26 protein-coding genes are annotated in these 25,303 nt (G+C 63.5%); 9 read left to right on the top strand and 17 right to left on the bottom strand.

Annotated features, from left to right (window positions below; genetic code table 11):
• Nucleotides 1-17: 17 nt before the first annotated feature.
• From AABD04_RS04445 to AABD04_RS04430, 4 genes are all read right to left on the bottom strand, one after another.
• Nucleotides 18-1,229 carry an MFS transporter gene (locus AABD04_RS04445; protein ID WP_341440363.1) on the bottom strand — a complete coding sequence of 404 codons (1,212 nt, stop codon included), beginning with the start codon at nt 1,227-1,229 and terminating at the stop codon, nt 18-20.
• 102 nt (nt 1,230-1,331) lie between these two features.
• A complete protein-coding gene (locus tag AABD04_RS04440; protein WP_341440362.1) occupies nt 1,332-1,766 on the bottom strand; it encodes a hypothetical protein in 435 nt (144 codons plus the stop codon).
• 213 nt (nt 1,767-1,979) lie between these two features.
• Nucleotides 1,980-2,507: a hypothetical protein gene (locus tag AABD04_RS04435; protein ID WP_341440361.1), complete on the bottom strand. Its 528-nt coding sequence runs from the start codon at nt 2,505-2,507 to the stop codon at nt 1,980-1,982.
• Nucleotides 2,504-2,716 carry a helix-turn-helix transcriptional regulator gene (locus AABD04_RS04430; protein ID WP_341440360.1) on the bottom strand — a complete coding sequence of 71 codons (213 nt, stop codon included), beginning with the start codon at nt 2,714-2,716 and terminating at the stop codon, nt 2,504-2,506. The genes AABD04_RS04435 and AABD04_RS04430 overlap by 4 nt, the downstream gene beginning before the upstream one ends.
• Before the next feature lie 179 nt (nt 2,717-2,895).
• On the opposite strand from AABD04_RS04430, the gene urtA reads away from it, so the two are divergent.
• The 6 genes from urtA to AABD04_RS04400 all read left to right on the top strand — a co-directional run bounded on the left by urtA (nt 2,896) and on the right by AABD04_RS04400 (nt 8,410).
• Nucleotides 2,896-4,173 (top strand): urea ABC transporter substrate-binding protein, encoded by a 1,278-nt coding sequence (gene urtA, locus AABD04_RS04425; protein WP_335741685.1) that lies wholly within the window; start codon nt 2,896-2,898, stop codon nt 4,171-4,173.
• A gap of 72 nt (nt 4,174-4,245) precedes the next feature.
• Nucleotides 4,246-5,130 (top strand): urea ABC transporter permease subunit UrtB, encoded by an 885-nt coding sequence (gene urtB, locus AABD04_RS04420; RefSeq protein WP_335741686.1) that lies wholly within the window; start codon nt 4,246-4,248, stop codon nt 5,128-5,130.
• On the top strand, nt 5,127-6,218 hold the full coding sequence (urtC, locus tag AABD04_RS04415; protein WP_243596506.1) for an urea ABC transporter permease subunit UrtC: 1,092 nt from the start codon (nt 5,127-5,129) through the stop codon (nt 6,216-6,218). The genes urtB and urtC overlap by 4 nt, the downstream gene beginning before the upstream one ends.
• Nucleotides 6,215-7,045, top strand: a complete 831-nt coding sequence (urtD, locus tag AABD04_RS04410) for an urea ABC transporter ATP-binding protein UrtD (RefSeq protein WP_243608562.1) — start codon at nt 6,215-6,217, stop codon at nt 7,043-7,045. The genes urtC and urtD overlap by 4 nt, the downstream gene beginning before the upstream one ends.
• A complete protein-coding gene (gene urtE / locus AABD04_RS04405) occupies nt 7,038-7,730 on the top strand; it encodes an urea ABC transporter ATP-binding subunit UrtE (protein WP_341440359.1) in 693 nt (230 codons plus the stop codon). Before urtD ends, urtE begins: the two co-directional genes overlap by 8 nt.
• Nucleotides 7,731-7,741: 11 nt before the next feature.
• A complete protein-coding gene (locus AABD04_RS04400) occupies nt 7,742-8,410 on the top strand; it encodes a GntR family transcriptional regulator (protein WP_341440358.1) in 669 nt (222 codons plus the stop codon).
• Between the two features lie 6 nt (nt 8,411-8,416).
• Here AABD04_RS04400 and AABD04_RS04395 read toward each other — a convergent pair whose 3' ends face one another.
• Nucleotides 8,417-9,328, bottom strand: coding sequence for an iron-siderophore ABC transporter substrate-binding protein (locus tag AABD04_RS04395; RefSeq protein WP_341440357.1), 912 nt, complete (start codon nt 9,326-9,328; stop codon nt 8,417-8,419).
• 91 nt (nt 9,329-9,419) lie between these two features.
• Between AABD04_RS04395 and AABD04_RS04390 the strand changes: the two genes are divergently transcribed.
• Together AABD04_RS04390 and AABD04_RS04385 are read left to right on the top strand one after the other, a co-directional pair.
• On the top strand, nt 9,420-9,980 hold the full coding sequence (locus tag AABD04_RS04390; protein ID WP_341440356.1) for a carboxymuconolactone decarboxylase family protein: 561 nt from the start codon (nt 9,420-9,422) through the stop codon (nt 9,978-9,980).
• Nucleotides 9,977-10,741 carry a class I SAM-dependent methyltransferase gene (locus AABD04_RS04385; RefSeq protein WP_341440355.1) on the top strand — a complete coding sequence of 255 codons (765 nt, stop codon included), beginning with the start codon at nt 9,977-9,979 and terminating at the stop codon, nt 10,739-10,741. The genes AABD04_RS04390 and AABD04_RS04385 overlap by 4 nt, the downstream gene beginning before the upstream one ends.
• Before the next feature lie 14 nt (nt 10,742-10,755).
• Here the strand turns inward: AABD04_RS04385 and AABD04_RS04380 are convergent, their stop codons facing one another.
• The 10 genes from AABD04_RS04380 to lpdA all read right to left on the bottom strand — a co-directional run bounded on the left by AABD04_RS04380 (nt 10,756) and on the right by lpdA (nt 20,929).
• Nucleotides 10,756-11,367 (bottom strand): hypothetical protein, encoded by a 612-nt coding sequence (locus AABD04_RS04380; protein WP_341440354.1) that lies wholly within the window; start codon nt 11,365-11,367, stop codon nt 10,756-10,758.
• A gap of 33 nt (nt 11,368-11,400) precedes the next feature.
• Nucleotides 11,401-12,345: an MlaD family protein gene (locus AABD04_RS04375; protein WP_341440353.1), complete on the bottom strand. Its 945-nt coding sequence runs from the start codon at nt 12,343-12,345 to the stop codon at nt 11,401-11,403.
• Nucleotides 12,342-13,370, bottom strand: coding sequence for an MlaD family protein (locus AABD04_RS04370; protein WP_341440352.1), 1,029 nt, complete (start codon nt 13,368-13,370; stop codon nt 12,342-12,344). Before AABD04_RS04370 ends, AABD04_RS04375 begins: the two co-directional genes overlap by 4 nt.
• A complete protein-coding gene (locus AABD04_RS04365; protein ID WP_341440351.1) occupies nt 13,367-14,494 on the bottom strand; it encodes an MCE family protein in 1,128 nt (375 codons plus the stop codon). Before AABD04_RS04365 ends, AABD04_RS04370 begins: the two co-directional genes overlap by 4 nt.
• Nucleotides 14,494-15,510: an MlaD family protein gene (locus AABD04_RS04360; RefSeq protein ID WP_341440350.1), complete on the bottom strand. Its 1,017-nt coding sequence runs from the start codon at nt 15,508-15,510 to the stop codon at nt 14,494-14,496. Before AABD04_RS04360 ends, AABD04_RS04365 begins: the two co-directional genes overlap by 1 nt.
• Nucleotides 15,507-16,511: an MCE family protein gene (locus tag AABD04_RS04355; protein WP_341440349.1), complete on the bottom strand. Its 1,005-nt coding sequence runs from the start codon at nt 16,509-16,511 to the stop codon at nt 15,507-15,509. Before AABD04_RS04355 ends, AABD04_RS04360 begins: the two co-directional genes overlap by 4 nt.
• Nucleotides 16,508-17,548, bottom strand: coding sequence for an MlaD family protein (locus AABD04_RS04350; protein WP_341440348.1), 1,041 nt, complete (start codon nt 17,546-17,548; stop codon nt 16,508-16,510). Before AABD04_RS04350 ends, AABD04_RS04355 begins: the two co-directional genes overlap by 4 nt.
• Complete coding sequence (locus AABD04_RS04345; RefSeq protein WP_341440347.1) at nt 17,548-18,420, bottom strand: MlaE family ABC transporter permease; 873 nt, start codon at nt 18,418-18,420, stop codon at nt 17,548-17,550. Before AABD04_RS04345 ends, AABD04_RS04350 begins: the two co-directional genes overlap by 1 nt.
• A 12-nt stretch (nt 18,421-18,432) precedes the next feature.
• Entirely contained in the window at nt 18,433-19,248 is an 816-nt protein-coding gene (locus tag AABD04_RS04340) for an MlaE family ABC transporter permease (protein ID WP_341440346.1), read from the bottom strand.
• A gap of 265 nt (nt 19,249-19,513) precedes the next feature.
• Entirely contained in the window at nt 19,514-20,929 is a 1,416-nt protein-coding gene (gene lpdA / locus AABD04_RS04335; RefSeq protein ID WP_341440345.1) for a dihydrolipoyl dehydrogenase, read from the bottom strand.
• A gap of 115 nt (nt 20,930-21,044) precedes the next feature.
• Between lpdA and AABD04_RS04330 the strand changes: the two genes are divergently transcribed.
• Complete coding sequence (locus AABD04_RS04330) at nt 21,045-23,078, top strand: prolyl oligopeptidase family serine peptidase (protein ID WP_341440344.1); 2,034 nt, start codon at nt 21,045-21,047, stop codon at nt 23,076-23,078.
• Nucleotides 23,079-23,081: 3 nt separating this feature from the next.
• Here AABD04_RS04330 and AABD04_RS04325 read toward each other — a convergent pair whose 3' ends face one another.
• Both AABD04_RS04325 and AABD04_RS04320 read right to left on the bottom strand, forming a co-directional pair.
• Entirely contained in the window at nt 23,082-24,152 is a 1,071-nt protein-coding gene (locus AABD04_RS04325) for an alpha/beta hydrolase (RefSeq protein ID WP_423228114.1), read from the bottom strand.
• Nucleotides 24,153-24,274: 122 nt separating this feature from the next.
• The gene (locus AABD04_RS04320) at nt 24,275-25,108 is read right to left on the bottom strand and encodes an alpha/beta hydrolase family protein (RefSeq protein ID WP_341440343.1); all 834 of its coding nucleotides are present in this window, start codon (nt 25,106-25,108) and stop codon (nt 24,275-24,277) included.
• Nucleotides 25,109-25,303: the final 195 nt, after the last annotated feature.

The following is a 25,303-nucleotide window of genomic DNA, read 5'->3' as shown; positions in this document are numbered from 1 at the left end:
ACGACCATTCTTGCCGATCAACGGTCCACCCCGGCAGAGTCCGGCACCGGTTCGGTCAGCTCACGCGCACCGGGACTGAGCACCGCATAGGCAGCGACAGCGGTCCAGCCGATTCCCATCACGACGGCCCCGAGAGCGAGGTCCCCGCCGACGAGCACCACCGACATCAGCCCCAACCCCATCGGCCCGGCCACGAGCCCGCCCATGTTCAGCCAGCCGAGAACGCGTCCCCGGACGTCTGCGGGGACGCGTTCGGCCACGTAGACATTCCAGATCGGGCCGAACAGTCCAGACCCGAGACCCATCACGAGCATCCCGGCCGCGACGATCCAGAATCCCTGCAGCTGCGCGAACAGCCAGATGCCTGCCGTCATCGCAACCATTCCCGTCACGAAGGTGGCCCGGCGCGATCGGGCGGCCAGGAAAGCGAACAGGGCCGACCCTGCAAGGGCACCGATGGCGAACGCAGACATGGCCAGGCCGAGCTGCCCGGGTTTGCCGATCTCGTTGAAGTGGCCGGGCAGCAGCAGGCTGATCATCGGCGGAGTGACCAGGCTCGAGAGGAACGCGAAGATCAGCATCGCCCGCAATGCGGGCGTGGCCCGGATCAGGCGCAGGGCACTGCCTGCCCCCGTGGCAGCAGTCGCGAATGCCTGGCCCATGACCGGAACCAGCGCAGTCAACACCGCAGCGGCCGCCGACGAAGCGGCGGTGACAGCAACGACGTCGATCGGATCCAGCACGCTGAGCAGTAGACCTGCCAACGCCGGTCCGGCCAGGAACGCCAGCGAGAAACCGGTCTGAAAGAACCCTGCCACTGTCGTGACCGACGTTCCCGAGATCGACGCGACGTCGGCGAGCATCGCCTGACGAGCCGTCATCCCTGGAACGTCGAAGACAGCGCCTGCGACTGCCAGCACCATGAACCATGGCACCGACAATCCCACCGTCGCATCCACCACGATCAGGCCGAGCACTGCGGCCGCGCTGCCGAGATCGGAGGCGACGGCCACGTTGCGTGCCCCGAACCGGTCGATCAGCCGACCACCGGCAAACGTTGCCGGTACCGCAGCGATACCTGCCGCCGCAGCGATCAGGCCTGCCGACGACAGACTTCCGGTCGTCGCCAGCACCAACCAGGGCAGGACGATCGTGATGGCCGAGTTGCCGAACAGCGACAACGACGCGCCACCGATGTACAGCGGGACTGCAAGACGGATGCGACTCATGACTCGATCATCGGGATTGACGCTGCGTCAAAGTCAAGATGAAAGTGCCCGACGGGCCACGACACGGTGACGGCGCATCAACCGTCGGGCGTGGCGGAGGTATTACGAGCTGCGTCGAACCTCGAACTGCTCACCGACGACGACGGTCTGCGCTTCGGTCACGCAGTCCAGGCGTCCGTCCAGTCGCAGCGAGACGTTGTATTCACCCTGCTTGAGGTTGAACGTGGTGATGGTGACACTGGTGGCGCTGTCTTCCACGACGACGCGGTGACTCAGTGACAGCATGCCGTTGTGCAGGACCTCGCACATCTGCCCTGGTAGAACGTTGTCTACGTGGACCGTGATGGTCTTCGGCCCGCCGAGAGCCTCGATGGTGGGCTGCGGCGTGCTCGACCCGACGAGTCTGAGGTAGCTCTTGTCTTTGCGCACGGCCTCGACTTCCCTGTTAGCGTGCTCCACCCGAAGGTGAACGTTCGACGTGGTCTCGTTGTTGCTTCGTGGCGCGATGGATGACGGATTGGTTTCGCACGTCGTCATCGGCCTCGACCCGAGCCTCTCTTTACATCGGGGGCGTAACCGTCCGCGTTACGAACCCGCCTCCGACCAGCCCACCAACAGCCGCAGACACCAGGGAATCGCGATGTCATCGGTCAGAACATACCCCCCGCGCCGTGGATCTGCGAACGGACCGTCCGAACCGAGACCTTTACGTATCCTTTCGCCGTGTAAGACCGTTCGCATGCCATCCAATTACTGGGGTCGGTCCGTTTCATCGAAGCCCTGTAGCTCGACCTTCTCGGCGGCGAGCTCGGCTTCTCGCTGCTTACGCTTCTTGGTGTTGACACCCACCGCAGCGGCAGCAGCTCCTACAACCGCCGCAACTGCCATCGAGACCCACATCGAGGTGCTACTCCCGAGGTACGTGGCAACCAATCGAACCAATGTTCCGCCCGCACCCGCGAGATACAGAACGAGGAACACCGCAAACCTAGGGCGTCGCCACTCCTGAATCGTGTGTGCGTCGACCCCCCGTGCCCGGGCGTACCCGATCACGACATAGGCACTTGTGAATATCGCCAGAAATATCCCCAGCGCCACCCAAGCCCCAGCGACGCCCGCCGCGTAGGGCAATATCGCGCCTGAGATCAGTCCGATCCAGAACAGCGACTGCAATCCGACGGCCGAGGCCTCGTTCCAGATGTCGCGTTGCAGCTCGTCGGCGTAGAAGTCGTCGTCGAGATCTCCGACGAATCGAGCGGCTCTGACGAATGCGCTCATGATGTTGACTCTCCTTCGTCTCCGAACAGTGTTTCCACCGTCGTATCGAGTGCGCGGGCCAATCGCAGTGCCAGGTAGACGCTCGGCGCGTAGTCGCCGCCTTCGACGGAGACGATGCTCTGACGACTCACCCCGCAGATGGTGCCGAGCTCGGCCTGGGTGATGCGTGCCTGTTTGCGATGCTCGCGAACGTTGTTGGTTCCGGGCATGACAAAAGTCAACTCTGCTTGTCATAAAATGTCAAGCACACTTGTCATCGGTGTGCATTTACGTCCACGTAACGCGGGAAACAGACTCGTCACCGCAGAACATACCTACGCAATAACGGCCCTTTACTGTTCGCAATCGCGAATACATCTCCGTATACAAACCTCCGAAAGGGCCGTAGATGCCTGCTGTCTCGAAGCGCATGTCCGTCAAGCGCGTCATGGTCGTTCCCGCAGCACTGGCTGCATTGAGCCTGGTCGCCACCGCCTGCGGGAGCAAGGCGAGCGACACCACCTCCGCCGAAGGAGGGGGCGGTTCGGCCACCTCGTGTGTCGACACCTCCGGCGACACCATCAAGGTCGGATCGCTCAACTCCCTGTCCGGCACGATGGCGATCAGCGAAGTGACAGTGCGTGATTCGATCGCACTGGCCGTCGAGCAGATCAACGCAGCGGGCGGAGTCAACGGCAAGCAGATCGAGGTCGTCGCCGAGGACGGCGCGTCCGAGCCGACGGTGTTCGCCGAGAAGGCCGAGAAGTTGATCAGCAGCGACTGTGTCGCAGCGGTTTTCGGCGGCTGGACCTCCTCGTCACGCAAGGCGATGCTGCCCGTGTTCGAGGACAACGACGCGCTCCTCTACTACCCCGTGCAGTACGAGGGACTCGAGGCGTCGGACAACATCTTCTACACCGGTGCCACCACCAACCAGCAGATCATTCCGGCCCTGGACTATTTGAAGGAACAGGGAGTCACATCCCTCTACCTGGTGGGCAGCGACTACGTCTTCCCACAGACCGCCAACCGCGAGATCAAGGCATACGCCGCCGCGAACGGTATCGAGATCAAGGGCGAGGACTACACCCCGCTCGGCTCGACCGACTTCTCCACCATCGTCAACAAGGTTCGCTCGGCCGACGCCGACGCGGTGTTCAACACGCTCAACGGAGACTCGAACGTCGCATTCTTCCGCGAGTACACCAACGCCGGCCTCAAAGCTGCTGACATGCCGGTCATCTCGGTTTCCATCGCCGAGGAGGAGGTGGCGGGAATCGGAGCCGCCAACATCGAGGGCCAGCTGACCGCCTGGAACTACTACCAGACCGTCGACACTCCGGAAAACAGTAAGTTCGTCGCCGACTACAAGGCCAAGTACGGCGCCAACAAGCCCACCTCGGACCCCATGGAAGCGGCCTACACCTCGGTCTACCTGTGGAAGAACACCGTCGAGAAGGCCGATTCCTTTGCGGTATCGGACATTCAGGCCGCGGCCGACGGAGTCAGCTTCGCCGCTCCCGAGGGCGAGGTCGTCATCGACGGCGACAACCACCACATCTCCAAGACTGCCCGCATCGGTGAGATTCGCGCCGACGGACTGATCTACACGGTGTGGGAGTCCCCCGAAGCGATTGCACCCGACCCGTTCCTCGAGACCTACGACTGGGCCGCAGACCTCAACTGACCACCACCCATGTGAGTGGAACTTCGTAGCCTGCTACGAAGTTCCACTCACATGCTCCGAAGGAGCTCCCCCATGGACGTCGTGATCGGACAGTTGTTCACCGGCCTGTCGATCGGATCCATTCTCTTGCTCGCCGCCCTCGGGCTATCACTGACGTTCGGTCAGATGGGCGTCATCAACATGGCGCACGGCGAGTTCATCATGGCCGGCTCGTACACGGCCTACGTCGTTCAACAGATCGTCTCCACCGGCGGCGCATCACTGTTCATCTCGCTGATCGTCGGCTTTCTCGTCGGCGGTGCGATGGGAGTGTTGTTGGAGGTCACGCTGATTCAGCGCATGTACCACCGACCACTCGACACCCTGCTCGTCACGTTCGGCGTCGGGCTCATCCTGCAGCAGCTCGCTCGCGACATCTTCGGCGCACCCGCGGTCAACGTCGTGTCGCCGGAATGGCTGAGCGGCGGGGTCGACATCCTCGGTGCCGTGGTTCCCAAGACCCGAATCTTCATCCTCGTCCTCGCGATCGTCGCCGTTGTCGCGCTGTCGATCGCGCTGAAGAAGACCGCCATGGGTCGACGCATCCGCGCGGTGGTCCAGAACCGCGATCTCGCGGAGACCTCGGGCATCTCGAGCCGTAGGACGGACATCTCGACGTTCTTCCTCGGCTCCGGTCTCGCCGGTGTTGCGGGCGTGGCGCTCACCCTCATCGGCTCCACCAGTTCCACTGTGGGACAGAGCTATCTGATCGACGCCTTCCTGGTGGTCGTCGTCGGTGGCCTCGGCCAGATCAAGGGTGCCGTCATCGCGGCCTTCGCTCTCGGAATTCTCAACTCGTTCATCGAGTACAGCACCACGGCGTCGATCGCCAAGGTCATCGTGTTCGTGCTCATCGTGATCTTCCTGCAGGCCCGCCCCCAAGGCTTGTTCGCCGTCAAGACAAGGAGCCTGGTATGAGCGAGTTCATCGCCAAGCGCGGTGCCCTACTGGGATTCGCGATCGCCGCGATCCTGTTGTTCGCCGTCGCTCCTGCCGTCCTCAGCGACTTCCGGCTGAACCTACTGGGCAAGTTCATCTGCTACGCGATCGTGGCGGTCGGAATCGGATTGGCCTGGGGTCGAGGCGGAATGCTCACCCTCGGTCAGGGCGTCTTCTTCGGCATCGGTGCCTACATCATGGCCATGCACCTGAAGATCTCCGACGCCGACCTGCGTGGTGACGACGTACCGGATTTCATGTCGATCGCCGGAATTCGCGAACTGCCCTCGTACTGGGTGCCGTTCACCTCGCCGATCACCACGATCCTGGGCATCCTGTTCGTGCCCGCCCTGGTGGCACTGGTGCTCGGTCTCGGCGTGTTCAAGCGTCGAGTCAAGGGCGCGTACTTCGCGATCCTCAGCCAGGCACTCGCCGCCGCGTTCGCCATTCTGCTCATCGGTCAGCAGACCACGGGCGGCTCCAACGGGCTCAACAGGTTTCGCACGTTCTTCGGGTTCAACCTCAACGACCCCGCCAACAAGCAGATGCTGTTCTTCATCGCCGCAGGTGTACTGCTCGTCGTCGTGGCCATCACCCGGCAGCTGATGTACTCACGCTACGGCGAACTCCTGGTCGCTGTGCGCGATCAGGAGGAGCGCGTCCGATTCCTCGGGTACGACCCCGCCAACGTCAAGATCGTCGCGTACGTGGCCGCGGCATTCTTCGCGGGTCTGGCCGGGGCCCTGTTCGTTCCGATCGTCGGCATCATCTCCCCCAACGACGTCGGCATCGTCCCGTCCATCGCATTCCTCATCGGTGTCGCCATCGGCGGTCGCACCACGCTGCTCGGTCCGGTCCTCGGTGCACTGGGCGTCGCCTGGGCTCAGACCACACTGTCCGAGCAGTTCCCGTCGGGCTGGACGTACGCGCAGGGTCTGCTGTTCGTGGTGGTCGTCGGGTTCTTCCCCGCCGGTATCGCCGGACTGTTCGCACTGCGCAAACGAAAGAAGGAACTCGAACCGGTCCCCGAACCGAGTGAAGAGCCAGAAAAGGAACTGACGCGATGATTCATGTCGAAGGCCCGCACCCCACGTTCGGCGGCAACGCCGGCATGTCGAGTCAGTACCTCGAAGTACGCGATCTGACAGTCAGTTTCGACGGCTTCAAGGCCAACACCAACGTCGATCTGACGCTCATGCAGGGCGATCTGCGCTTCCTCATCGGGCCCAACGGTGCCGGTAAGACCACGCTGATCGACGCGATCACCGGCCTCGTCCCGGCCACCGGCTCGGTCACCAAGTCCGGCGTGGAACTGCTCGGCAAGAAGGTGCATCAGATCGCGCGCCTCGGCATCGGCCGAACCTTCCAGACCGCCAGCATCTTCGAGAATCTGACGGTGTTGCAGAACCTCGATATCGCCGCCGGGTCCGGACGGTCCGTGCTGACGATGTTGCGTCGTCGAGGATCGGTGCTCCCCCAGATCGAGGAGGCCCTCGAGACCATCGGCCTGACGGCCGAGCGAGACAAGCCCGCGGGAATTCTCGCGCACGGTCAGAAGCAGTGGCTCGAGATCGGAATGTTGTTGGTACAGAACGCCGACGTACTTCTGCTCGACGAGCCGGTCGCCGGCATGAGTCACGAGGAACGCGAGGAAACCGGCCAGCTGCTGCAGCGCATCGGCGGTGAGCGGACCGTGGTGGTGGTCGAGCACGACATGGACTTCATGCGCATGTTCGCCACCTCGGTGACGGTGTTGGCCGCCGGACGGGTCCTGGCCGAGGGCACGGTGGCCGAGGTGCAGGCAGATCCGAAGGTCCAAGAGGTCTACCTCGGCACCGCGGCTGCGGGCGAGGAACTCGATCAGATAGCAGAAGAGGGAGCCGGTCATGCTTGAACTGGTGGATGTGCGTACCGGTTACGGCCGCAGCGAAGTGATTCACGGTGCATCGCTGACGGTTCCGGCCGACGGTGTCGCCGCCGTGATGGGGCACAACGGTGCAGGCAAGACCACTCTGCTGCGGGCAGCGGTCGGATTGCTCAAGGTCGATTCAGGCAAGGTCATGTTCGACGGCGAGGACGTGAGCGCGTTGCGTCCGAGCGCCCGGGTCGCCCGCGGACTCGCGTACGTGCCGCAGGGTCAGCAGTCGTTCGGCCAGTTGACCACGGCCGAGAATCTGCAGGTCGTCGCCGACGGTCGCAAGCGCGGCAAAGCTCTCGTCGACGAGGCACTCGATCTCTTTCCGGCGTTGAAGGAATTGCTCGGTCGCAGAGCGGGATTGCTCTCGGGTGGTCAACGCCAGCAGCTCGCGATCGCCCGGGCATTGATCACCGAGCCGCGAATGCTGATACTCGACGAGCCGACCGAGGGTATCCAGCCGTCGGTCGTCGCCGAGATCGAACGCACCATTCTCGAGCTCACCCGTCGCGGTGGTCTCGGAGTGTTGTTGGTGGAGCAGCACATCGGCTTCGCCCTCGAGTCGGCACAGAACTACTACATCCTCGAGGCCGGCCGAATCACGTCCACCGGTGTCGGCGGTACCGAGTCCGAGGCGGACGTCCGCGCGGCCATGGCGATCTGACCGGATACGTCGTGCCGCGCAAGGACCTTCGCGAGAAGGTCTATTCGTCACTACGCCGGGATCTGATCTCCGGTGCCATCGGCTCCACGGAACGGCTCGGCGAGGAGCGTCTCGCCGAGCTGTACGGGGTCTCGCGCACTCCGGTGCGTGAGGCGCTGGCGCGATTGCAGGCCGACGGCCTCGTCACCCGCGACGACGCCGGTCTGCACGCCTATCGCCCCCGAATCGGCGACCTGCCCGATCTGTACGAGCTACGCTCCACCCTCGAAGCCCGCGGCATCACTCGATCGATGTCGCACCCGGTCGATCGGTCGTCGCTGTCGAATCTGTTGGACACCTGGGTCGGTTTGCGGGCCGACCCACCCGACACCACCGACGATCTGGTGTCCCTGGACGAGAACTTCCACGTCACACTGCTGGCTGCTTCGGGTAACCCGGCTCTGACCGAGGCACTGTGCACCGTCAACGCGAAGGTGCGCCCGGTGCGCATCCTCGGTGGTCTCGACGCCGCAGCCGTCGTCTCGGCAATCGATCAACACATCGACATCGTCGAACGCGTCCTCGCGGGGACCTTGGACTCGGCACTGGAACTGCTACTGGCACATATCGATTCCTCACGCGACCGGGTGGTCGAGCGGGCCGAGCACGCTGCGGCGCTGGCGGGCGCGATCCGAATGTGAGCCGGGCTATTCCGAGAGAACTCGATCGATGTCGTCGAGCACGGCCTGTCCCCCCTTGGGCCCGACACCGGTGATCCAGTACGACAGATCCACTGCATGCGGGTTCGGCAGCGCGGCTGCATTGGCGGTGATCGACGCCGGGATCGCTGCCGGGTCCGACGGATCGTCGGCGGTGACGACGATCAGGTCCGCTGCCGCCTGAGCCGCCAGCTCGGTGGAGAGGTCGACCGAGATCTCGTCGGCCCATTCCGGCCGCGGCGGAGTGGTGAATCCTGCGCATTCGAGGGTGCTTCCGGCGAACGAGGACGGTCCGTAGAGCGTCAGCTCGCCGTTGCGCGGCCTGATCAGTTGCGCGGTCTTCCCGGCAGTGACGTGCTTCTCGGCGATCTCGGCACACCGCTCGTCGTAAGCGGCGAGCAGTTCCTCTGCCTTCGCCTCCCTGCCGAGTATGCGTCCGACGAACCGGACACTGTCGCGCCACGGATCGGATTGGGAGGCGATGAACACCGTCGGTGCAATGGCGGAAAGTTGGTCGTAGTACTGGGCGTGCCGGGTTTCGGTGCCGAGAATGAGATCCGGCTGCAGGGCCGCAATGTCCTCGATGGTCGGTTCGGGCACCGTGCCGACGGTCGCGATGCCTGCCGCTTCGGCACCGAGATACGACGGCACACCGCTCACCTCACTGAGTACCGCGGTGCCAACAGGCACGACGCCGAGGGCGACGGTGGTGTCGAGCTCGACCGGCTCGAGAGTGACCACGCGCAGTGGGGTTTCCGGAACGTCGACGGTTCCCCGAACGGTCTCGATCGATCTGGCGGAACCGCTCTCGGTCGTGGCCGCAGTGGACGAGCACGCGGTCACAGCGAGCGCTACGACGACGAGCGCGAGCCCGGCACCACGAGCCTTGAACTTCGTCATGGGTCCTCCGAAGGTGAGTTGTGCGTGTTCATGAAGAGGTTAGCCTAGCCTTCAATGACCCGATGACGATCCGGCAGCCAGTCGGTACGGTGTGACTGTGACCACTCCACGTATTCCGTCCGGAACCGCCAAGACTCTCGGGCCCGTCAACTGGGTCATCTGCAAGGTGATCGCCAAGGGTGCGGGCGTGCCGAATCCCCATCTGTTCACCACCCTCGGTCGCACCGGCGGCCTGTTTCGAGCATGGCTGTTCTACAGCGGGCACCTGATGCCCGGCGGCAAGATCTCGCGCAAGGAATCGGAAATGGTGATCCTGCGCGTGGCCCATCTACGCGATTCCGCATACGAAATGGACCACCACATTCGGCTCGGCCGGCGCGCGGGTATCGACCGGGATCTACTCGAGTCGATCATGACCGGACCGGACGCCCCGGGATTGTCGGCGCGTTACCGCACCATTTTGACCGCCGTCGACGAGCTCATCGATACCAAATCTCTCACCGACGCCACGTGGGCCGAGCTCGCAACGCAGTTCGACGAACGTCGGCTCATCGAATTCATGCTTCTGGTAACCCAATATGACGGCCTGGCAACGACTCTCGGCACCTTGCGCGTCGAACGCGACTACGGCGACCGGCCGCCACGACGATGAGCGAGTCACCCGAGACGGCACTGCGCCGTGCCCTCGAGATGATCGAGCCGGAGATGCTGCGCGGACTGGCACGCACCGACGGCGGTTACGTCGAACTGATGCCGAACGTGCCGGCACCCAACCCGTCGCCGGCGAGTGTCGCGATGAACAATCGTGTGGTGGCAGCGATCTACGAAAAGCTGTGGCGCCCGTTCGGAGTGTCCCTGATGGGGATCGCCGGCATGTCGATGTCGGCCGAGCGCGCCAAAGCCGTCGCCGACCTTCGATTGGGCGGCCCTCAGCGTGTACTCGACGTTGCTTGTGGCCCAGGCAATTTCACGAGGTTTCTGTCCGAGGCTCTCACCGGTGACGGCCTCGCAGTGGGTTTCGACATCTCCGAGGCGATGATAGCCCGGGCAGTACGCGACAACCGAGGCCCACGGGCGGCATACGTGCGCGGGGATGCAGCGCATCTGCCGTATGCGGGCGCGACATTCGACGCCGTCTGTTGCTACGCCGCGCTCTATCTCGTTCCGCAGCCGATGACGGTGCTGGACGAGTTGATTCGCGTCCTACGGCCGGGTGGACGCATCGCCATCATGACCAGCTGCGAGCCACGCCCGGCACCGCTCGGTGCCGCCGTGAGCCTCGGAACCGGCTTGGCCGGCGTCAGGATGTTCCCGAAGAACCTGTTCGTCGACGTGTTCGAGGCGTCGGGACTGACCGAGGTCGAGCAAGAGATCCGCGGACTGGCCCAGTTCGTCAGCGCCACCAAGCAATAGACGGCCGGGACGGCCTATTGGTTCTTGGGTCCGTAATCGTCCACGATCCACTGCCCGTCGTGATCGGAGACGGTCACGGCGAGAATGTTGGCCACCGTACCGCCGTCGGGCGACTGCACGTTACGGGTTTGCTGCTGCGCGTACACCGAGATCTTGTACACCCCGTCGGTCTCGGAATCGACTGCTGCCGAGAGTGCTTCGCCCGAGGCGACCACCTGCGACTCGGTCATGATCGCCGTCAGCGCATCCTTGACTCCGTCGTACCGGTCCTGCAGAGGTTGCGCCGCCCCGTCTTTGACGCCGGCGAAGAATGCGTCCAAGTCGTTGTAGTCGTACGTCAGCGATCTGGTCGTGTAATCCCGGGCTGTGTTCAATGCGATCTGCCGATCGGTCTCCTGCTGCCGCGCAGCGGCGAGATCACCTGCCGCGGTGTGCCACAGGTAGCCGAACACCGCTGCCACCACGACGGCAACCACCGCGAGTGCCGCTGCGACAACCGTGTAGGTAGAGCGACCGGATCCGCGGGGAACGGAGGCCGTCGACGCCTGGGGTGCAGTGGAATCCGAGGCCGTCGACGAGCTCTCGGCCGGGGTGTCGTGTTCCTGAGGGGGCGCGGTATCGGTCATGAGAGTCACTCCAGTGTGGGATAGAGAAATCGGTCAGTTCGGAATGGTCACGGCTACACGCGCGGGCCCTCCCTCCGGGAAGATTCCACCCAGCATGTCGATGATCTTTCCGGCGTCCACCCGCAACGGCTCGAGCGGTGCCGTGTATGGCTTCAGCAACGTGGCGATCAACGCCAAGTCCGGAGACGTGGGGGTGAGATAGCTGTCGATCTTGGTGATCAGTGGACCGATCGGGTCGTCCCACACGTCCGAGGCCACATAGGAGTACTGCTCGAACGCTTGCAGAAGACTCGACACTCCCTGGCCGGTGGACCCTACCCACGGACCGGCGTCGCTGAGCACCGGCCCGTATCCGTACGCCTTTCGTCCGAGTTCCTGAGCATTGTCGTACAGGTGCCGAATCTCTTCGCTCTTGTCCCGCAACGTCAGAGCGAGCAGTCTGAAAGTATCGACGAGGTTGTCTATCTCCGGGTCGCGGCCCACCACCGCCGTGTTCGCGGTCTCCGCCAGTCCCGAGAGCGCACCTGTGTCGATCTGCGCCACGAGCGCATCGACTTTCCCGAGGGTGTCGCTGACGGTGGCCGAGACGAGCGTCCGATCCATCGGGATCACCGACCCGTCGTGCAGGTAGGGCGCGCCTGCGCGGCGCGGTCGGATGTCGAGGTACTGCTCCCCCGCCACCGACAGGTTGGCCACGACCGCATCGGAATCGACCGGAATGCGATGGCTCGCATCCAGACTCAGCGTCACACTCAGTCCGTCGGCGGTGACGGCGATGTCGTCGACCTCGCCGATCTTCATTCCGCGTGAGGTGACCTGCGAGGTGGTCATCAGACCGCCTGAGCTCGCCAGTTCCACGATGACCGTGTTGTGGTCGCGGCGCGGGTCCATGCCGAGAACACCGATACTCATGTAGCCGATGCCGGCCACTGTGAGTACCGACAGCGCGACGAGTGAGAACACCGTGGAGAACTTCATCGCACTATTCCGATCGATCGCAGGACACCGATCATCTCGTCGGCCCTGACTCCCGGGTCCGGAACACCCTCGGCCCGAACAGAAGCGATCGCAATGTTGGGCGTCCTCGAGAAGAACGGGACGAGGCGTTCACGCAGCAGGGTGTTCACCTTCTCGACATTCATCGGCACGGTGGTATCGGCCGAGGAAATCGTCATGACGGCGGGCAGGATGATTCCGAGTGCACCGCTCAACTCCTGATACGGCGGACCGAGTACGTCGCCGATGTTCTGAGACATGTAGCCGAGGGCGAAGATCAGATTCACCACGCTGAAGAGGACCTCGGACAGTCCCGCCGCCCGCGATGGCCCCAGATCGAGTATCCGGGTCAAGCCCGCCTCCTGTTGCACCAGAGTGTTCGAAACACCCTCTGCTGCCGCAAGAATACGATCGATGTCGCCGGTGTTGGCTCCCAGATCGGCAATGGCAGCACGAGCGGCAGTGTTCACCCGGTCGAACATCTGTGGATCCTGCGGCACCGCTGCGTTGACGTTGTTCACCGCCTCCTGCAGTTCCACCACGTGCCCGCCGGTCACCACGTTCGACAGTCCGCGCAGCACATCCTCGACGTTGTCCGCGGGCACCGTCCGTTCGAGCGGAATGAGGTCGCCGTCCGCCAATTCCTCTGTACTCGTGTTGTTCTCGGGTGGCTGAAGCGAAATGTAGATCTCGCCCAGAATCGTGCTCTGCCTCAGCTCGGCTGTCGTCATCTTCGGCAGGCGAACATCGGCCGAGAGATCGACGGTAGCCACGGCCTTGTCGTCGACGAGAGTGACGTGGTCCAGGACTCCCGCGTCGACACCGTCGACGATGACCTTCGCCTTGGCCGGCAGGTTCAGCACGCTGGTGAACTCGATGTCCACGGTGTACTTGTCACCGTCGACATAACTACCGGGGATGGGCAGATCGGCCGGATTCGCGCTGCAGCCGGCGATCACCGTGCCGATCACCAGAATCGTTGCAGCCCGATGACGTATCGGCCTCATCGCCATCCCGCCGATCCGAGAATCAACTGCACCAGTCCGACGTCGATGACATCGCCGCGCTGCTGATCGGCCGAACAGGTGGGACGGTACTTGTTGATCACGGCGCAGATTTCGTTGGGAGAATTGGTGTCGATTTCGAATTGTGGTGGATGGTAGGTCAATCGGCCTGCTCGCAGATCCTCGTCGTACAGCGTCACCAGCGAGTCGCTGACGGTGGGCACCTGCTCGAGAATGTCCTTGATGTCGCCGATTCGGCCGAGCCCCACGTCCACGATGGGTATCAACTGGTCGAGGAATCCGTAGACCTTGTCGCCGTACTTGTCGAGTTGGCGCGCCAGAACGGGAATCAAGTCCACCGCCAACGCCACTCCACCACTGAACGACGTGGTGAATTCGGTGAGCGTGATCATGCCGGCCTTCAAGTTGTCCAGCAGCTTGGCGACGTCCGGCCAGCTGACGGCGAACACGTCGACGAGCTTGTCGATGTTGTCGATCAGTCGCCGCACAGTGGCATCCCGATCGCTCGGTTCACCCACCAGCGTGGAGAGCTGCGCGATGGCCGAATTCAGCTGTGGTCCCGAACCGTCGAGGGCACCGTCGACCGAACGAAGCGCGTTGCCGAGTATGTCGGGCCGAGTGCCGTCGGCATTCACCGGGCCCAGCAGATCCGTCGCCAACTTCGAGACGGCGTCGAATGTCTCACTCGCGCCGAGAGGGGTCCGAGTACGCGCCAGCGGAATGCACTCGGCCCGATCCAATGCGGGCCCATCGGTGTACGGCTCGGTGAACTCCACATGCCGGTCGGTGACGATCGAACTGGACAACGTCACCGCGCCGACGTCGGCCGGGAGTGCCAGCTTTTCGTCCACGTCCATGGTCACCAGGACCCCGTCGGGAACGCTGTCGTCGGTGGCGATCGACGTGACGGTTCCTACCTCGACGCCGAGCATCGTGACCGAGTTTCCCTCGTACAGCCCGACCGTATCGGTGAAGTGCGCACAGACACTGGATGTTCGGCTCGCCACATCGATCACTCCGCTGGCCGACGCCACCGTGGTCGTCAGCGCGACCACGGCGACGAGCGACGCCCCGACTATCACCGGACGCTTCCACCGACGAGTCATCAGCACGCCTTCCCCGGAAGTGGAATGCACACGCCCGCACCGGTGACGACGCTCTGCGATTGGTCGATGACCGGTCCGCCTCCGTCACCGTGCGCCACCAACGCGCCGATCTGGTCGGATGCGGTCTTCACTTGAGTGAGCGCCGCATCGAAGTCACCGAATTGGGCAAAGACCTTCTGCACTATCTCCTCGAGTTGCACCACGGACGGCTCGATTCCCTCCTCGTATGCCATCAAGGGGCGATGGAAGAGCTCGAACAGGCGCTTCAAGAGATCGAATGCGTTGACGACATCGGTGCGCTTGTCACCGAAGCCTTTCGTCAGAGTCCCCAACTGCCGCACCAACTCGTCGAGCATGAGCTGATCGGACGACAGCGCCGCGGTGTACTCGTCGGATACCGCCAAACCTCGCTCGAGTTGATCGGAGCGTTGTGCGATCAGATCGGTGAGCTGGGTGAGGCTGTCGACCACCCGGCGAGTCGACTCCGGCTGGACGGTCAGGGCCTTGTCCACCTCGGCGACCGTCGCACGCAATGTCGAACCGTTGATGTCGCGGACCAGCGGCGTCACCTGCTCCAATGTGTCGGAGAGGTCGAACGGGGTCTTGGTGCGCTCCGTCGGAACAGGATCGTCGCCCAGGGGATCGTCACCGGCGGACTCGAGCTTGACGTAGTGCCCACCGATCGGCGTGAGTAATTGCACCGAGAGACTGGAGGTATCGCCGACGAACACGTCGCGGTCCACCCCGAATGTGACATCGACATGATCGCCCGCAAGAGCCACCGTGCGCACGGTGCCGACTGCGATGCCGGCGATTCTGATCTCGTCCCCGGCCGCCAGGCCACCGGACGAGCCGAAATGCGCGACGTATGTCTTCTCGCCGAACGGCACGGCATACACCGCGCCTGCTCCCAGCAACAGTGCCGCGGCCACGAGCGTGCCGAGGAGACCCCACGTCAGATGTTTCCGGTTCTCGGACTCCTCGTCGCGAACGCCCTTGCGGAAGGTTCTGTTCATCGGCACACCACCAAATTCTGATTACCGAGAACGATCCGACCGATTCCCGGAATGTCCTGCTGTCCTTGACTACACGTGTAGGTCTGCCCCGGTTCGGGGATGCGCTGATTCAGTCCGGTCAGCAACGACGGGGTGAGCGCCAGGATCTCGGTGACCTGGTCGGTCTGCGGAATGAGCCGGCGAAGTATGCCGTCCACCGGGGCGTAACCGCCGTCGTACGCGTCTCGGAGCTGCTCGCCCAGACCGACCAGGGGGCCGAGTCCGTAGTTCGCCTGATCGAGGGAGGACAAGACATGATCCATCTCGGTACTCAGTCGCGACACCAGCGAGGTCAACTGTTCGACGAGACTGGCCACCGATGCCGACTTTCCGCTGATGGTCGTCGAGATCTGCCCCAGGTTGTCGATCAACAGGGCGATGATCGCCTCGCGTTGGGTCGCGAAGGTGGTGATCGTGTCGATATCTTTCAGCACCGGCGCTATTCCGCTGCCGTCACCCTGCACCATGCGAAGGATGTTCTCCGCGAACAGATTCAGCTGCGCGGTGTCCAAGGTGTCGAAGATCGGCTTGAATCCATCGAACAGCTCGGTGATGTCGAACGAGGGCACCGTGTTCTCGAGCGCAATGGTCGACCCGGCCGGCAGCACCCGATCGGAGGCCGATCCGGTCTGTACCAGCTCCACGTACCGCTGGCCGAGCAGGTTCTGGTAGCGAACGGCGGCATGCGTCGTTTCGTACACCGACCGGGAGGCCTCGACCTCCATCGAGACCGTCGCCAGAGAGCCGTCGAGATCGATCGACTCGACCTTGCCGATCTGCACCCCGGACATCCGGACGTCATCACCCTCGTACAGTCCGGAGACGTCATCGAACGTTGCTGTGTACGATGACTTCTCGCCGCCCACAGGAGTTCGCAACGCTGCGACGATCACGTAGGCGCACAGCACGATCACCACGGTGAACACCACCAATTTGACGACGGTCCGGCTCACTTTGATCACCGCTCCCCCTGGCTCTCGTACGCGTTCACGGCACTCGCCATGTTCGGCATCGAGGCCACGATGACGTCGAGCTGCAGCTGAGGAACGCCGTCGACGACCGGGAAGGCATCCGACACACCGTCGATGACCGTCGGCACTCGGTCGTACGCCGGGGCCAATGTTCCGAGTGAGGCGGTGATCGGGACCAACAGGTCCAGAGTGGTCGACAGCAACTTCGTCAGGTTCGGGTTGTTGGTCTCGAGCATCGCGCCCAGCGGATAGAGCAATTCGTTGCTCAGGCCGTCGATGGCGTCGAGAGTGCGGGTCCGGTTGTCCATCGGCTCGTAGTAGGCGCTGTTGTCCACCACTCCCACCACCAGATCGAGCAGCGGCGGTATCAAGTCATCGATTCCTTGTCCCAGCTCGCCGCCGCGATGCAACTTGAGCGCAAGCGGATCGATCTGATTCTCGGTGAGCATGCGGGCAGTGTCGAAGTAGGGCTTCAGGCTTTCCGAGACATCCGTGGAGATCCGAGCCAGCAGATCGGACAGGTGCTGCACCTGATCCGAATCGAGTACCTCAGTCAAGGCCGCTACGCGCCGAAAGACACTGGTGACAGTGACATTGGCGCTGTCGGGTGCGATGGTGAGCGTCGAGTTCTCCGGAAGCGCTCCACCCGTGCCGTCGGAGATCAGCTCGATGGCCGTCGAGCCGAAGATGTTGGACGAGGTGAACTGGGCCTGCAGCGTATCGGTCAGTTCTGCCGATTGTGCTCCGTCGATGGACAATTCGATTCGCTGGCGGCCGAATCCGAGAGTGTCGATCCGGTCGACGGTACCGATCGCCAGACCCCTGAACTTGACCTCGGCACCCGGGGCAAGACCATCGCCGACGGTTGCCGCATCGATGGTCAACGGGAACTTCGACTCGAAATATCCCTTGGCGTAGGCAGTGAGCAGCACCGCCACCACTGCGACGATCGCGACGACGACCAGCCCACGCATTCTGAGCGCAGCCGGCCCGGCAGACCGCCCGGACAAATCCTCGAAAACTGCCATCAGCCCGAAATCCTTATGCCCGAATCGAATCCCCACAGAACGATCGTCAGGATCATGTCCAGCACGACGACGGCGATCAGACTCGCTCTGATTGCGCGCCCGGATGCCCGCCCCACACCCTCGGGTCCGCCGGATGCGTAGTAGCCCTGGTAACCGTGGATCAAGATGATGGTGATGACGAATATCGTCGCCTTGAGCAGCGACCAGACCACGTCCATCGGCTGCAGGAATGCCGTGAAGTAGTGATCGTACGTACCCGAGGACTGGCCGTTGAACACGTTGACGACTACCTGGCACGCAACGTAACCGAGAATCAACGTCAGTAGGTAGAGCGGAACGATGGTGATGATGCCCGCGATCACTCGCGTGGTGACGACGAACGGGATCGAACGAATTCCCTGCGCCTCGAGGGCATCGATCTCCTCGGAGATTCGCATCGCGCCGATCTCTGCCGTCATGCGGCACCCGGCCTGCGCGGCGAAGCCGATGGCCGCGACCATCGGTGCCAACTCACGGGTGCTGGCATAGGCGGAGACGAACCCGGTGAGCGGTTCCATACCCACCATTCCCAGCGTGTTGAAGCCCTCGATGCCGATGGAGGCACCCACCGCGACACCCAGTACGACGAGCACCGAGACGGTGCCCCCGCCGACCACCAATGCCCCACTGCCCCAGGTGATGTCGCCGAGAATCAGCATCATCTGCCGACGGTAGGTACGCATGGTATGCGGAATGGCGGTGAGCACCTGCACGCAGAAGGTCAGTTGATGACCGAGCGCCTGCAGCATCGAGCCGGGAACGCGCCCGAGGCGCTGGACGTACCGGCCGACCTGGACGGTGCCGTGCGGCGAGTAGCGAGATGGTGTTGCCATCGTTTCGACTCCCTATCCCAGCTTCTGCGGCATGAACATGGCCACCAACTGAGTGATGACCACATTGACCGTGAAGGCCGAGATCACTCCGACGACAACAGCAGCATTGACGGCATTGGCTACGCCGCGGGGCCCGTCCACGGCGGAAAAGCCGCGCTGACAGGCGACGATGACCACGATCACCCCGAAGATCTCCGTCTTGATCAGGGCGACCACCAGATCGCCGACAGACGCGAAGGATGCGAACGACGAGATGTAGCTTCCCGGTGTGCCGCCCTGAAATCCGACGTTGATCATGTACCCGGCGGCGATCCCCATGAAGATGACCAGGATGCACAACAGCGGTGCCACGAACAGAATCGCCGCGAGCCGGGGTACGACGAGGCGTCGGACCGGGTCGATGCCCATGGTCTTCAGCGCATCGATCTCGTCGCGAATCGTGCGCGATCCCAGATCTGCGGCGATGGCAGAACCCGCGGCCCCACCGAGAAGCAACGCGGCGACGATCGGCGCACCCTGCCGGATCACCCCGAGACCACCCGCGGCGCCGGCGATCGAGGTGGCCCCGATCTGGTCGGTGAGCGAACCCACCTGGACCGAGACGATGACCCCGAACGGGATGGAGACGAGGATGGCGGGTACTGCAGTGACGGTGACAACGAACCATGCCTGATCGACCGAATCACGCCATGGATGGCGCAGTCGGACGATGTCGGCGACCAGGTGAACGAAGGCGTCGAGGGCCAGCTCGAGAGCGCGGCCGAACGTACGAAATCCGGTGAACACGCGCGAGCGCCCAGCTCCGGTGACGTTCGATCGGATCGCCAACTCGACTCACCCCCCTGGTGATGTTGCGAAGCACCTGTGGGTGCTTCCGCAGCGCGCACCGAACCCCTCGGAACGTCGCGAAAGGGAAAGTATCAGCTGGTCGACGGGTAGGTGACGTTTTCATCACCTACTGCGCTATGAGTGTTCACAGAATCGATAGCATTGCTTCATGATTCGAGTTCATCGTCAGAATTGAGCGCCGTCACAACGAGAAACGGCGGCGACCACCGAAGTGGTCGCCGCCGTTTCTCGTTGTAGGCAGGGATCAGAAGTTGATCATGTGGCCTGCGAGGCCGTGGATCGCTTCCTGCAGTGCCTCCGACAGAGTCGGGTGCGTGTGGACGTTGCGAGCCAATTCGTTGACCGTCAGGTCCCACTTCTGGGCCAATGTCAGCTCGGGCAGCAGCTCCGAAACGTCAGGCCCGATGAGGTGTCCGCCGAGCAGTTCGCCGTGCTCGGTGTCGGCGATGAGCTTGACGAAGCCGGTGGCGTCGCCCAAGCCGTGTGCCTTGCCGTTGGCGGCGAACGGGAAGTTCGCGACCTTGATGTCCGATCCGCGAGCCTGTGCCTCCTCGCGAGCCTGATCCTCGGTGAGCCCGAAGCTGGCGACCTGCGGCTGGCAGAACGTGGCGCGGGGCATCATGCGGTAGTCGTCGATCGGCAATGTCTCTGCACCGCCGATGGTTTCGGCAGCCACCACGGCCTGCGCCTCCGCGACGTGGGCGAGCTGAAGCTTGGCCGTGACGTCACCGATGGCGTAGATGTGCGGGACGTTGGTCTGCATCGTGTTCGTGATGCCGATGGCACCACGATCGGTGAGTTCGACGCCGGTCTTCTCGAGGCCGAATCCTTCGACGCGCGGCGAGAACCCGACGGACTGCATCACCTTGTCGACGGTGAACGTCTCGCTCTCACCGGACTTGTTGTGCTTGATCTCGACGGTGACCTTGGAGCCGTCGTCGTCGATGCTCTGCACGCCTGCACCGGTGATGACCTTGACGCCGAGCTTCTTGTACTGCTTCTCGATTTCCTTCGAGACGTCCTTGTCCTCGTTCGGAAGCGCGCGATCGAGGTACTCGACGATGGTCACATCGACGCCGTAGTTCTTGAGCACGTAGCCGAACTCCATGCCGATCGCGCCGGCACCGACGATGAGGATCGAACCCGGCAGATCCTTGGTCATGATCTGCTCTTCGTACGTGACGACGTTCTTGCTCAGCTCGGTTCCCGGGAGCAGCTTGGTGGTGCTGCCGGTCGCGATGATGGCGTTGTCGAACGTGATCGTCTCGGTGCCACCCTTGGTCATCTCGACCTCGATGGTGTTGGCGTCGGTGAACGTGCCCTGGCCGTCGTACTCGGGGATCTTGTTCTTCTTCATCAAGAAGTGGATGCCCTTGACGCGACCGTCGGCAACCTTGCGGCTGCGATCGAACGCTGCGCCGAAGTCGAAGGACGCTTCACCCGAAATACCGAACAGCTTGGCCTCTTTGGTGAAGAGGTGCGCCAGCTCGGCGTTACGGAGAAGGGCCTTGGAGGGGATGCAGCCGACGTTGAGGCACACACCGCCCCAATACTTCTTCTCGATGATGGCAGTGCTGAGTCCGAGTTGTGCCGCGCGGATAGCAGCGACGTACCCACCGGGACCGGCTCCGAGGACAACGACGTCATAGTGTGAGGTCACGAGTCCCCAGCGTAGTCGTGCTCTGCCGCACTGTCTCGACCTGGTCTTCGTTACCCGTCGGTAGCCTTCGGTCGGCCGACCGACCCGAGGACGCGTCTGCTGCTAGAACTGTGGAATGGCAATCTCGGACGACCCGTACCTCTGGCTCGAAGACGTCACCGGCGACGCTGCACTCGCGTGGGTGCGCGAGAAGAACGAGGTGACGGTCGAGGCGCTGAGCGGCCCGGCCTTCGACGCCACCGAGGCAAGCATCCGAGAGATCCTCGACACCGACGCTCGCATTCCGTATGCCCGCCGCCGTGGGCAGTTTCTGTACAACTTCTGGCGCGACGGCGAGCACGTCCGCGGCCTCTGGCGTCGAACCACGATGGACGAGTACCGAACCGATAATCCGGTGTGGGACGTGCTGCTCGATCTGGACGCGCTGGCCGAGAGCGAGGGCGAGAACTGGGTGTGGGGCGGTGCCCAGGTGCTGCGTCCCGACCAGAGACTGGCACTGGTCACTCTGTCCCGCGGCGGAGCCGACGCGACGGTGGTTCGTGAGTTCGATCTCGACTCCCGCACGTTCCGCGCCCCGGAGGACGGCGGATTCGCACTACCCGAGGCCAAGACCGACGTCGGCTGGATCGACGCCGAGACCGTCTTCGTCGGAACGGATTTCGGAGACGGTTCTCTGACCGAATCGGGCTACCCGCGGATCACCAAGCGGTGGCGGCGCGGCACTCCCCTCGTCGAGGCCGAGACCGTCTTCGAGGGAGAAGCACAGGACATCTCGATCTCCGCCTGGCACGATCGCACCCCCGGCTTCGAGCGTGACTTCGTTCAGCGGGCCACCGACTTCTACAACTCCGAGACCTACCTACTCGACGGGTCCGCGTTGACCCTGATCCCGACGCCCACCGACGCGTCGACCTCGGTGCACGAGAACTGGCTGCTGGTTCGGACGATGACGCCGTGGACGGTCGGCGAGCAAACCTACCCGGCAGGCGCACTGCTCGCCGCCGATGTCGACGAGTTCATTTCCGGCACAATCGCTCTCACCGTGCTGTTCGCCCCGGATGCGCACACGTCACTGCATCAGTACGCCTGGACCGAGAATCATCTTCTGCTGGTGACGCTGCAGGACGTGCGGACACAGTTGCACGTCCTCACCCCTCGTGCGAAGCAGTGGGACACGACCACCGTCGACGGGTTGTCGGACCTGGCGTCCACCGAGATCATCGGCACCGACGCCGAGGAGAACGGTGACGAGTTCTTCCTCTCGTCCTCCGGCTACCTCACGCCGGCGACACTGCTGGTGGGCACGGTGGGCGGCGAGTTGGAGGTCCTCAAGCAGGCTCCGGCGTTCTTCGATGCCGACGGTATGGCGGTGGAGCAGTTCTTCGCACGGTCCGACGACGGTACCGACATCCCTTATTTCGTGGTCCGACGCGCCGATTCCGGCCCCGGACCGACCCTGCTCTACGGCTACGGCGGCTTCGAGATCTCGATGACGCCCGGGTACGGCGGTGCGACCGGACGGGAGTGGCTCGAGCGAGGGGGCACGTACGTCGTCGCGAACATCCGCGGCGGCGGTGAGTACGGGCCGTCGTGGCACACCCAGGTACTGCGCGCCGGACGCCATCTGGTGCACGAGGATTTCGCCGCTGTCGCGCGCGACCTCGTCACCCGAGGAATCACCACCACCGAACAGTTGGCCGCGCAGGGCGGAAGCAACGGCGGCCTGTTGATGGGCATCATGGTGACGAAGTACCCGGAACTGTTCGGCGCGTTGGTATGTCAGGTCCCGCTACTGGACATGAAGCGCTACCACCTGCTGCTCGCAGGCGCGTCCTGGGTGGCCGAGTACGGCAACCCCGACGACCCGGACGAATGGGAGTTCATCTCGCAGTACTCCCCGTACCAGAACGTGGTCGCCGCATCCGAGCGTCGGTATCCGCCGATTCTGATCGCCACCTCCACCCGCGACGATCGAGTCCACCCCGGACATGCACGAAAGATGGCCGCTCGATTGGCCGAACTCGGTCACGACGTGAGCTACTACGAGAACATCGAAGGCGGGCACGGCGGGGCGTCGGACAATGCGCAGTTGGCGTTCAAGACGGCGTTGACCTACGAATTCCTGTGGCGGCACCTCGCTCGCAGCTGACGGTCAGCCGGCGAGGGCGTCCTCGAACATAGGCCAGGACTCGTGCAGGTCGTCCTGCCAGTAGCCCCACGAGTGGGTGCCGCGCTCACGCATTTCGAAATGGGCCGGAATGTCGAGCTGCTCCAGGGTGGTCTTCAATCGGCGGGTGCAGTCGCCGGTGGCCACCTCGATCGCGCCGCCCACGACCATCTGGTTGAGCAACACGAAACCCGGTCCGTTGGGATTGGTGCCGTCGAGGGTGTCCGACGCCCCGGCCAGTCCGCTGCCGTTGGAGATGTACAACGCTGTGCCACGCAACTTTTCGGCGTTGACCACTGCGTCGTTGCGCATCCAGTCGGCATGGCCGTCGGGCCCCCACATGTTCGTCACGTTCGCGCCGAGAGCCATGGACACGACCGTCTTGACGTATGCCCGTCCCAACGCGTCGGTGGTCGACGCGCATCCGCTGTAGGAACCGACGGCTCGGTACAGCCCCTGATGGTGAGCGGCCAGGTTCAGGACCGAGGTCGCGGCCATCGAGATACCTGCAATCGCGTTGCGACCGTTGGTGTCCAACAGATCGTCGACGAGCGGTGGCAGTTCGGTCGTGAGAAACGTTTCCCACTTGTTGCGCCCGAGCACCGGATCGTCGTGCTGCCAGTCCGTGTAGTACGAGTACGCCCCGCCCACGGGTGTCACCACATTGACGTTCTTGTCGGCGAAGAACGACACGACGTCGGTCTGGGTGTACCAGTCCATGCCGTCGGTTCCTCCGCCCGCGCCGTTGAGCAGGTACAGCGTGGGGCTCGGAGCCGTGCGATCAGGTGAACGCAGAATCTTCAGCGGAACTGTTCGGTCCATCGCGGCAGAGTGAACGAATGCCGTCATCGCGGTCTCGTCGGCCACCTCGGTGCGCACCACGTACGACTCCGTCGGACCGGACACCGAATCGGCCGGGGCCGCGGACGCGATCGGGTGAACTACCGCCGCTATCACAGCGATCACCGACACGACAGCCAACCTCCGTACCGCGGCGGCCCGGAATGATCCCACACCACCCCCGCGTCGACCCACTGCGCCCCCCAGGCCGTCCATAGCCGTGCTCACTATCGTCGTAGAACAATTGCTGGTTCAAAGACTTTCTACACCAAAACGAACCGAAAGTAGGTAGAAATGACAGATAGCGAGTGAAATGACCAAAAGTTAATTCGTGTGAACTACTTGTGCACCCACTCGGCAACGAGGTCGGCGACCGCCGTGGGGTTTCGGATCCACCCGTTGTGTCCGAGCGGCTCGTCGATGTGCACCGAGGTGACATCGGCACGGGCAAGCTTGCGCACGAGGTTGTCCATCGAGCCACGGGGTGCGAGGTCGTCGCCCTCGATGGTCACCGCCAGCACCGGAAGTGTCAGACGGCCCATCCGTTCCTCGTAGTCCATGTCGGCCCCCGCCGGCTCGATCGCACCGGTCCGCGCGAACCGCGACCAATCGTCGATCAGAACCCTCGACTGCCGACCGAAGCCGCCGATGCCGATGCGATCCCCCGGCCAGAATCCCGCGATGCTGCTGGTGATCGCCATCGCCGCTGCGCCCACATAGAGCGGTACGCCACGCGTGGTGCCGAATCCGCGGTGATACGGCGACCCCGACGCCACCAGGATCAACCCGCCGAGCCTGCCCCTGATCCGAGCGGCGTACATCGAGCCGAGTTGGCCGCCCATACTGTGCCCGAGCAGGTACGGCGTCGCCGCCGGGAACTGTTCTCGAACCACCTCGAAGATTGCCGGAAAGTCGACCGAGACCAGTTCCTGATACCCGTACCGACTGGCAGAACTCGGCTTCGGCACGCTGTCGCCCTGGCCGCGGAGGTCGCCGATCGCAGCCTGGAAACCGCGCGCGACGAGCGCCTCGGCGAACAGTCGGTAGTAGCCACCGGGAATGCCGAGGCCGGGAAGAACGACGATGACGGGTGCGTCGTCGCGGCCCTCACCGGGGAACAGTGTCACCGGCACCGTCGAACCGTCGGGCATCTGGATGGGAACGGTCTGCATCGGGCAACCCTATGACGGGTGCGATCGTGCCTTGTCCAGGGCTCTACCTCACAGGATGATCGGGTGGAAGCTGCCGGTCGAGAAACTGAACCAGAGCAGTTGACCGTTGATGAACGCGACTACGGACTCGAGCATGCTGCCTCCGTGCGATCCCGTCGATACCGGGCGCATCGGCGATGAGGCTCAGGTCTACCG

This window comes from Rhodococcoides navarretei (genome assembly GCF_038069675.1).
Classification (GTDB): domain Bacteria; phylum Actinomycetota; class Actinomycetes; order Mycobacteriales; family Mycobacteriaceae; genus Rhodococcoides; species Rhodococcoides navarretei.
This window is presented reverse-complemented; position numbering and strand designations above follow the sequence as displayed.

Coding starts and splice junctions, on each gene's coding strand:
- AABD04_RS04395 (WP_341440357.1), bottom strand. CDS start 9,328: ATGACGAAGTTCAAGGCTCGTGGTGCCGGGCTCGCGCTCGTCGTCGTA.
- AABD04_RS04435 (WP_341440361.1), bottom strand. CDS start 2,507: ATGAGCGCATTCGTCAGAGCCGCTCGATTCGTCGGAGATCTCGACGAC.
- AABD04_RS04380 (WP_341440354.1), bottom strand. CDS start 11,367: ATGACCGATACCGCGCCCCCTCAGGAACACGACACCCCGGCCGAGAGC.
- AABD04_RS04375 (WP_341440353.1), bottom strand. CDS start 12,345: ATGAAGTTCTCCACGGTGTTCTCACTCGTCGCGCTGTCGGTACTCACA.
- AABD04_RS04320 (WP_341440343.1), bottom strand. CDS start 25,108: ATGCAGACCGTTCCCATCCAGATGCCCGACGGTTCGACGGTGCCGGTG.
- AABD04_RS04350 (WP_341440348.1), bottom strand. CDS start 17,548: ATGGCAGTTTTCGAGGATTTGTCCGGGCGGTCTGCCGGGCCGGCTGCG.
- urtB (WP_335741686.1), top strand. CDS start 4,246: ATGGACGTCGTGATCGGACAGTTGTTCACCGGCCTGTCGATCGGATCC.
- urtD (WP_243608562.1), top strand. CDS start 6,215: ATGATTCATGTCGAAGGCCCGCACCCCACGTTCGGCGGCAACGCCGGC.
- AABD04_RS04370 (WP_341440352.1), bottom strand. CDS start 13,370: ATGAGGCCGATACGTCATCGGGCTGCAACGATTCTGGTGATCGGCACG.
- AABD04_RS04330 (WP_341440344.1), top strand. CDS start 21,045: ATGGCAATCTCGGACGACCCGTACCTCTGGCTCGAAGACGTCACCGGC.
- urtE (WP_341440359.1), top strand. CDS start 7,038: ATGCTTGAACTGGTGGATGTGCGTACCGGTTACGGCCGCAGCGAAGTG.
- AABD04_RS04430 (WP_341440360.1), bottom strand. CDS start 2,716: ATGCCCGGAACCAACAACGTTCGCGAGCATCGCAAACAGGCACGCATC.
- urtC (WP_243596506.1), top strand. CDS start 5,127: ATGAGCGAGTTCATCGCCAAGCGCGGTGCCCTACTGGGATTCGCGATC.
- urtA (WP_335741685.1), top strand. CDS start 2,896: ATGCCTGCTGTCTCGAAGCGCATGTCCGTCAAGCGCGTCATGGTCGTT.
- AABD04_RS04445 (WP_341440363.1), bottom strand. CDS start 1,229: ATGAGTCGCATCCGTCTTGCAGTCCCGCTGTACATCGGTGGCGCGTCG.
- AABD04_RS04365 (WP_341440351.1), bottom strand. CDS start 14,494: ATGACTCGTCGGTGGAAGCGTCCGGTGATAGTCGGGGCGTCGCTCGTC.
- AABD04_RS04345 (WP_341440347.1), bottom strand. CDS start 18,420: ATGGCAACACCATCTCGCTACTCGCCGCACGGCACCGTCCAGGTCGGC.
- AABD04_RS04360 (WP_341440350.1), bottom strand. CDS start 15,510: ATGAACAGAACCTTCCGCAAGGGCGTTCGCGACGAGGAGTCCGAGAAC.
- AABD04_RS04325 (WP_423228114.1), bottom strand. CDS start 24,152: ATGGACGGCCTGGGGGGCGCAGTGGGTCGACGCGGGGGTGGTGTGGGA.
- AABD04_RS04385 (WP_341440355.1), top strand. CDS start 9,977: ATGAGCGAGTCACCCGAGACGGCACTGCGCCGTGCCCTCGAGATGATC.
- AABD04_RS04440 (WP_341440362.1), bottom strand. CDS start 1,766: ATGACGACGTGCGAAACCAATCCGTCATCCATCGCGCCACGAAGCAAC.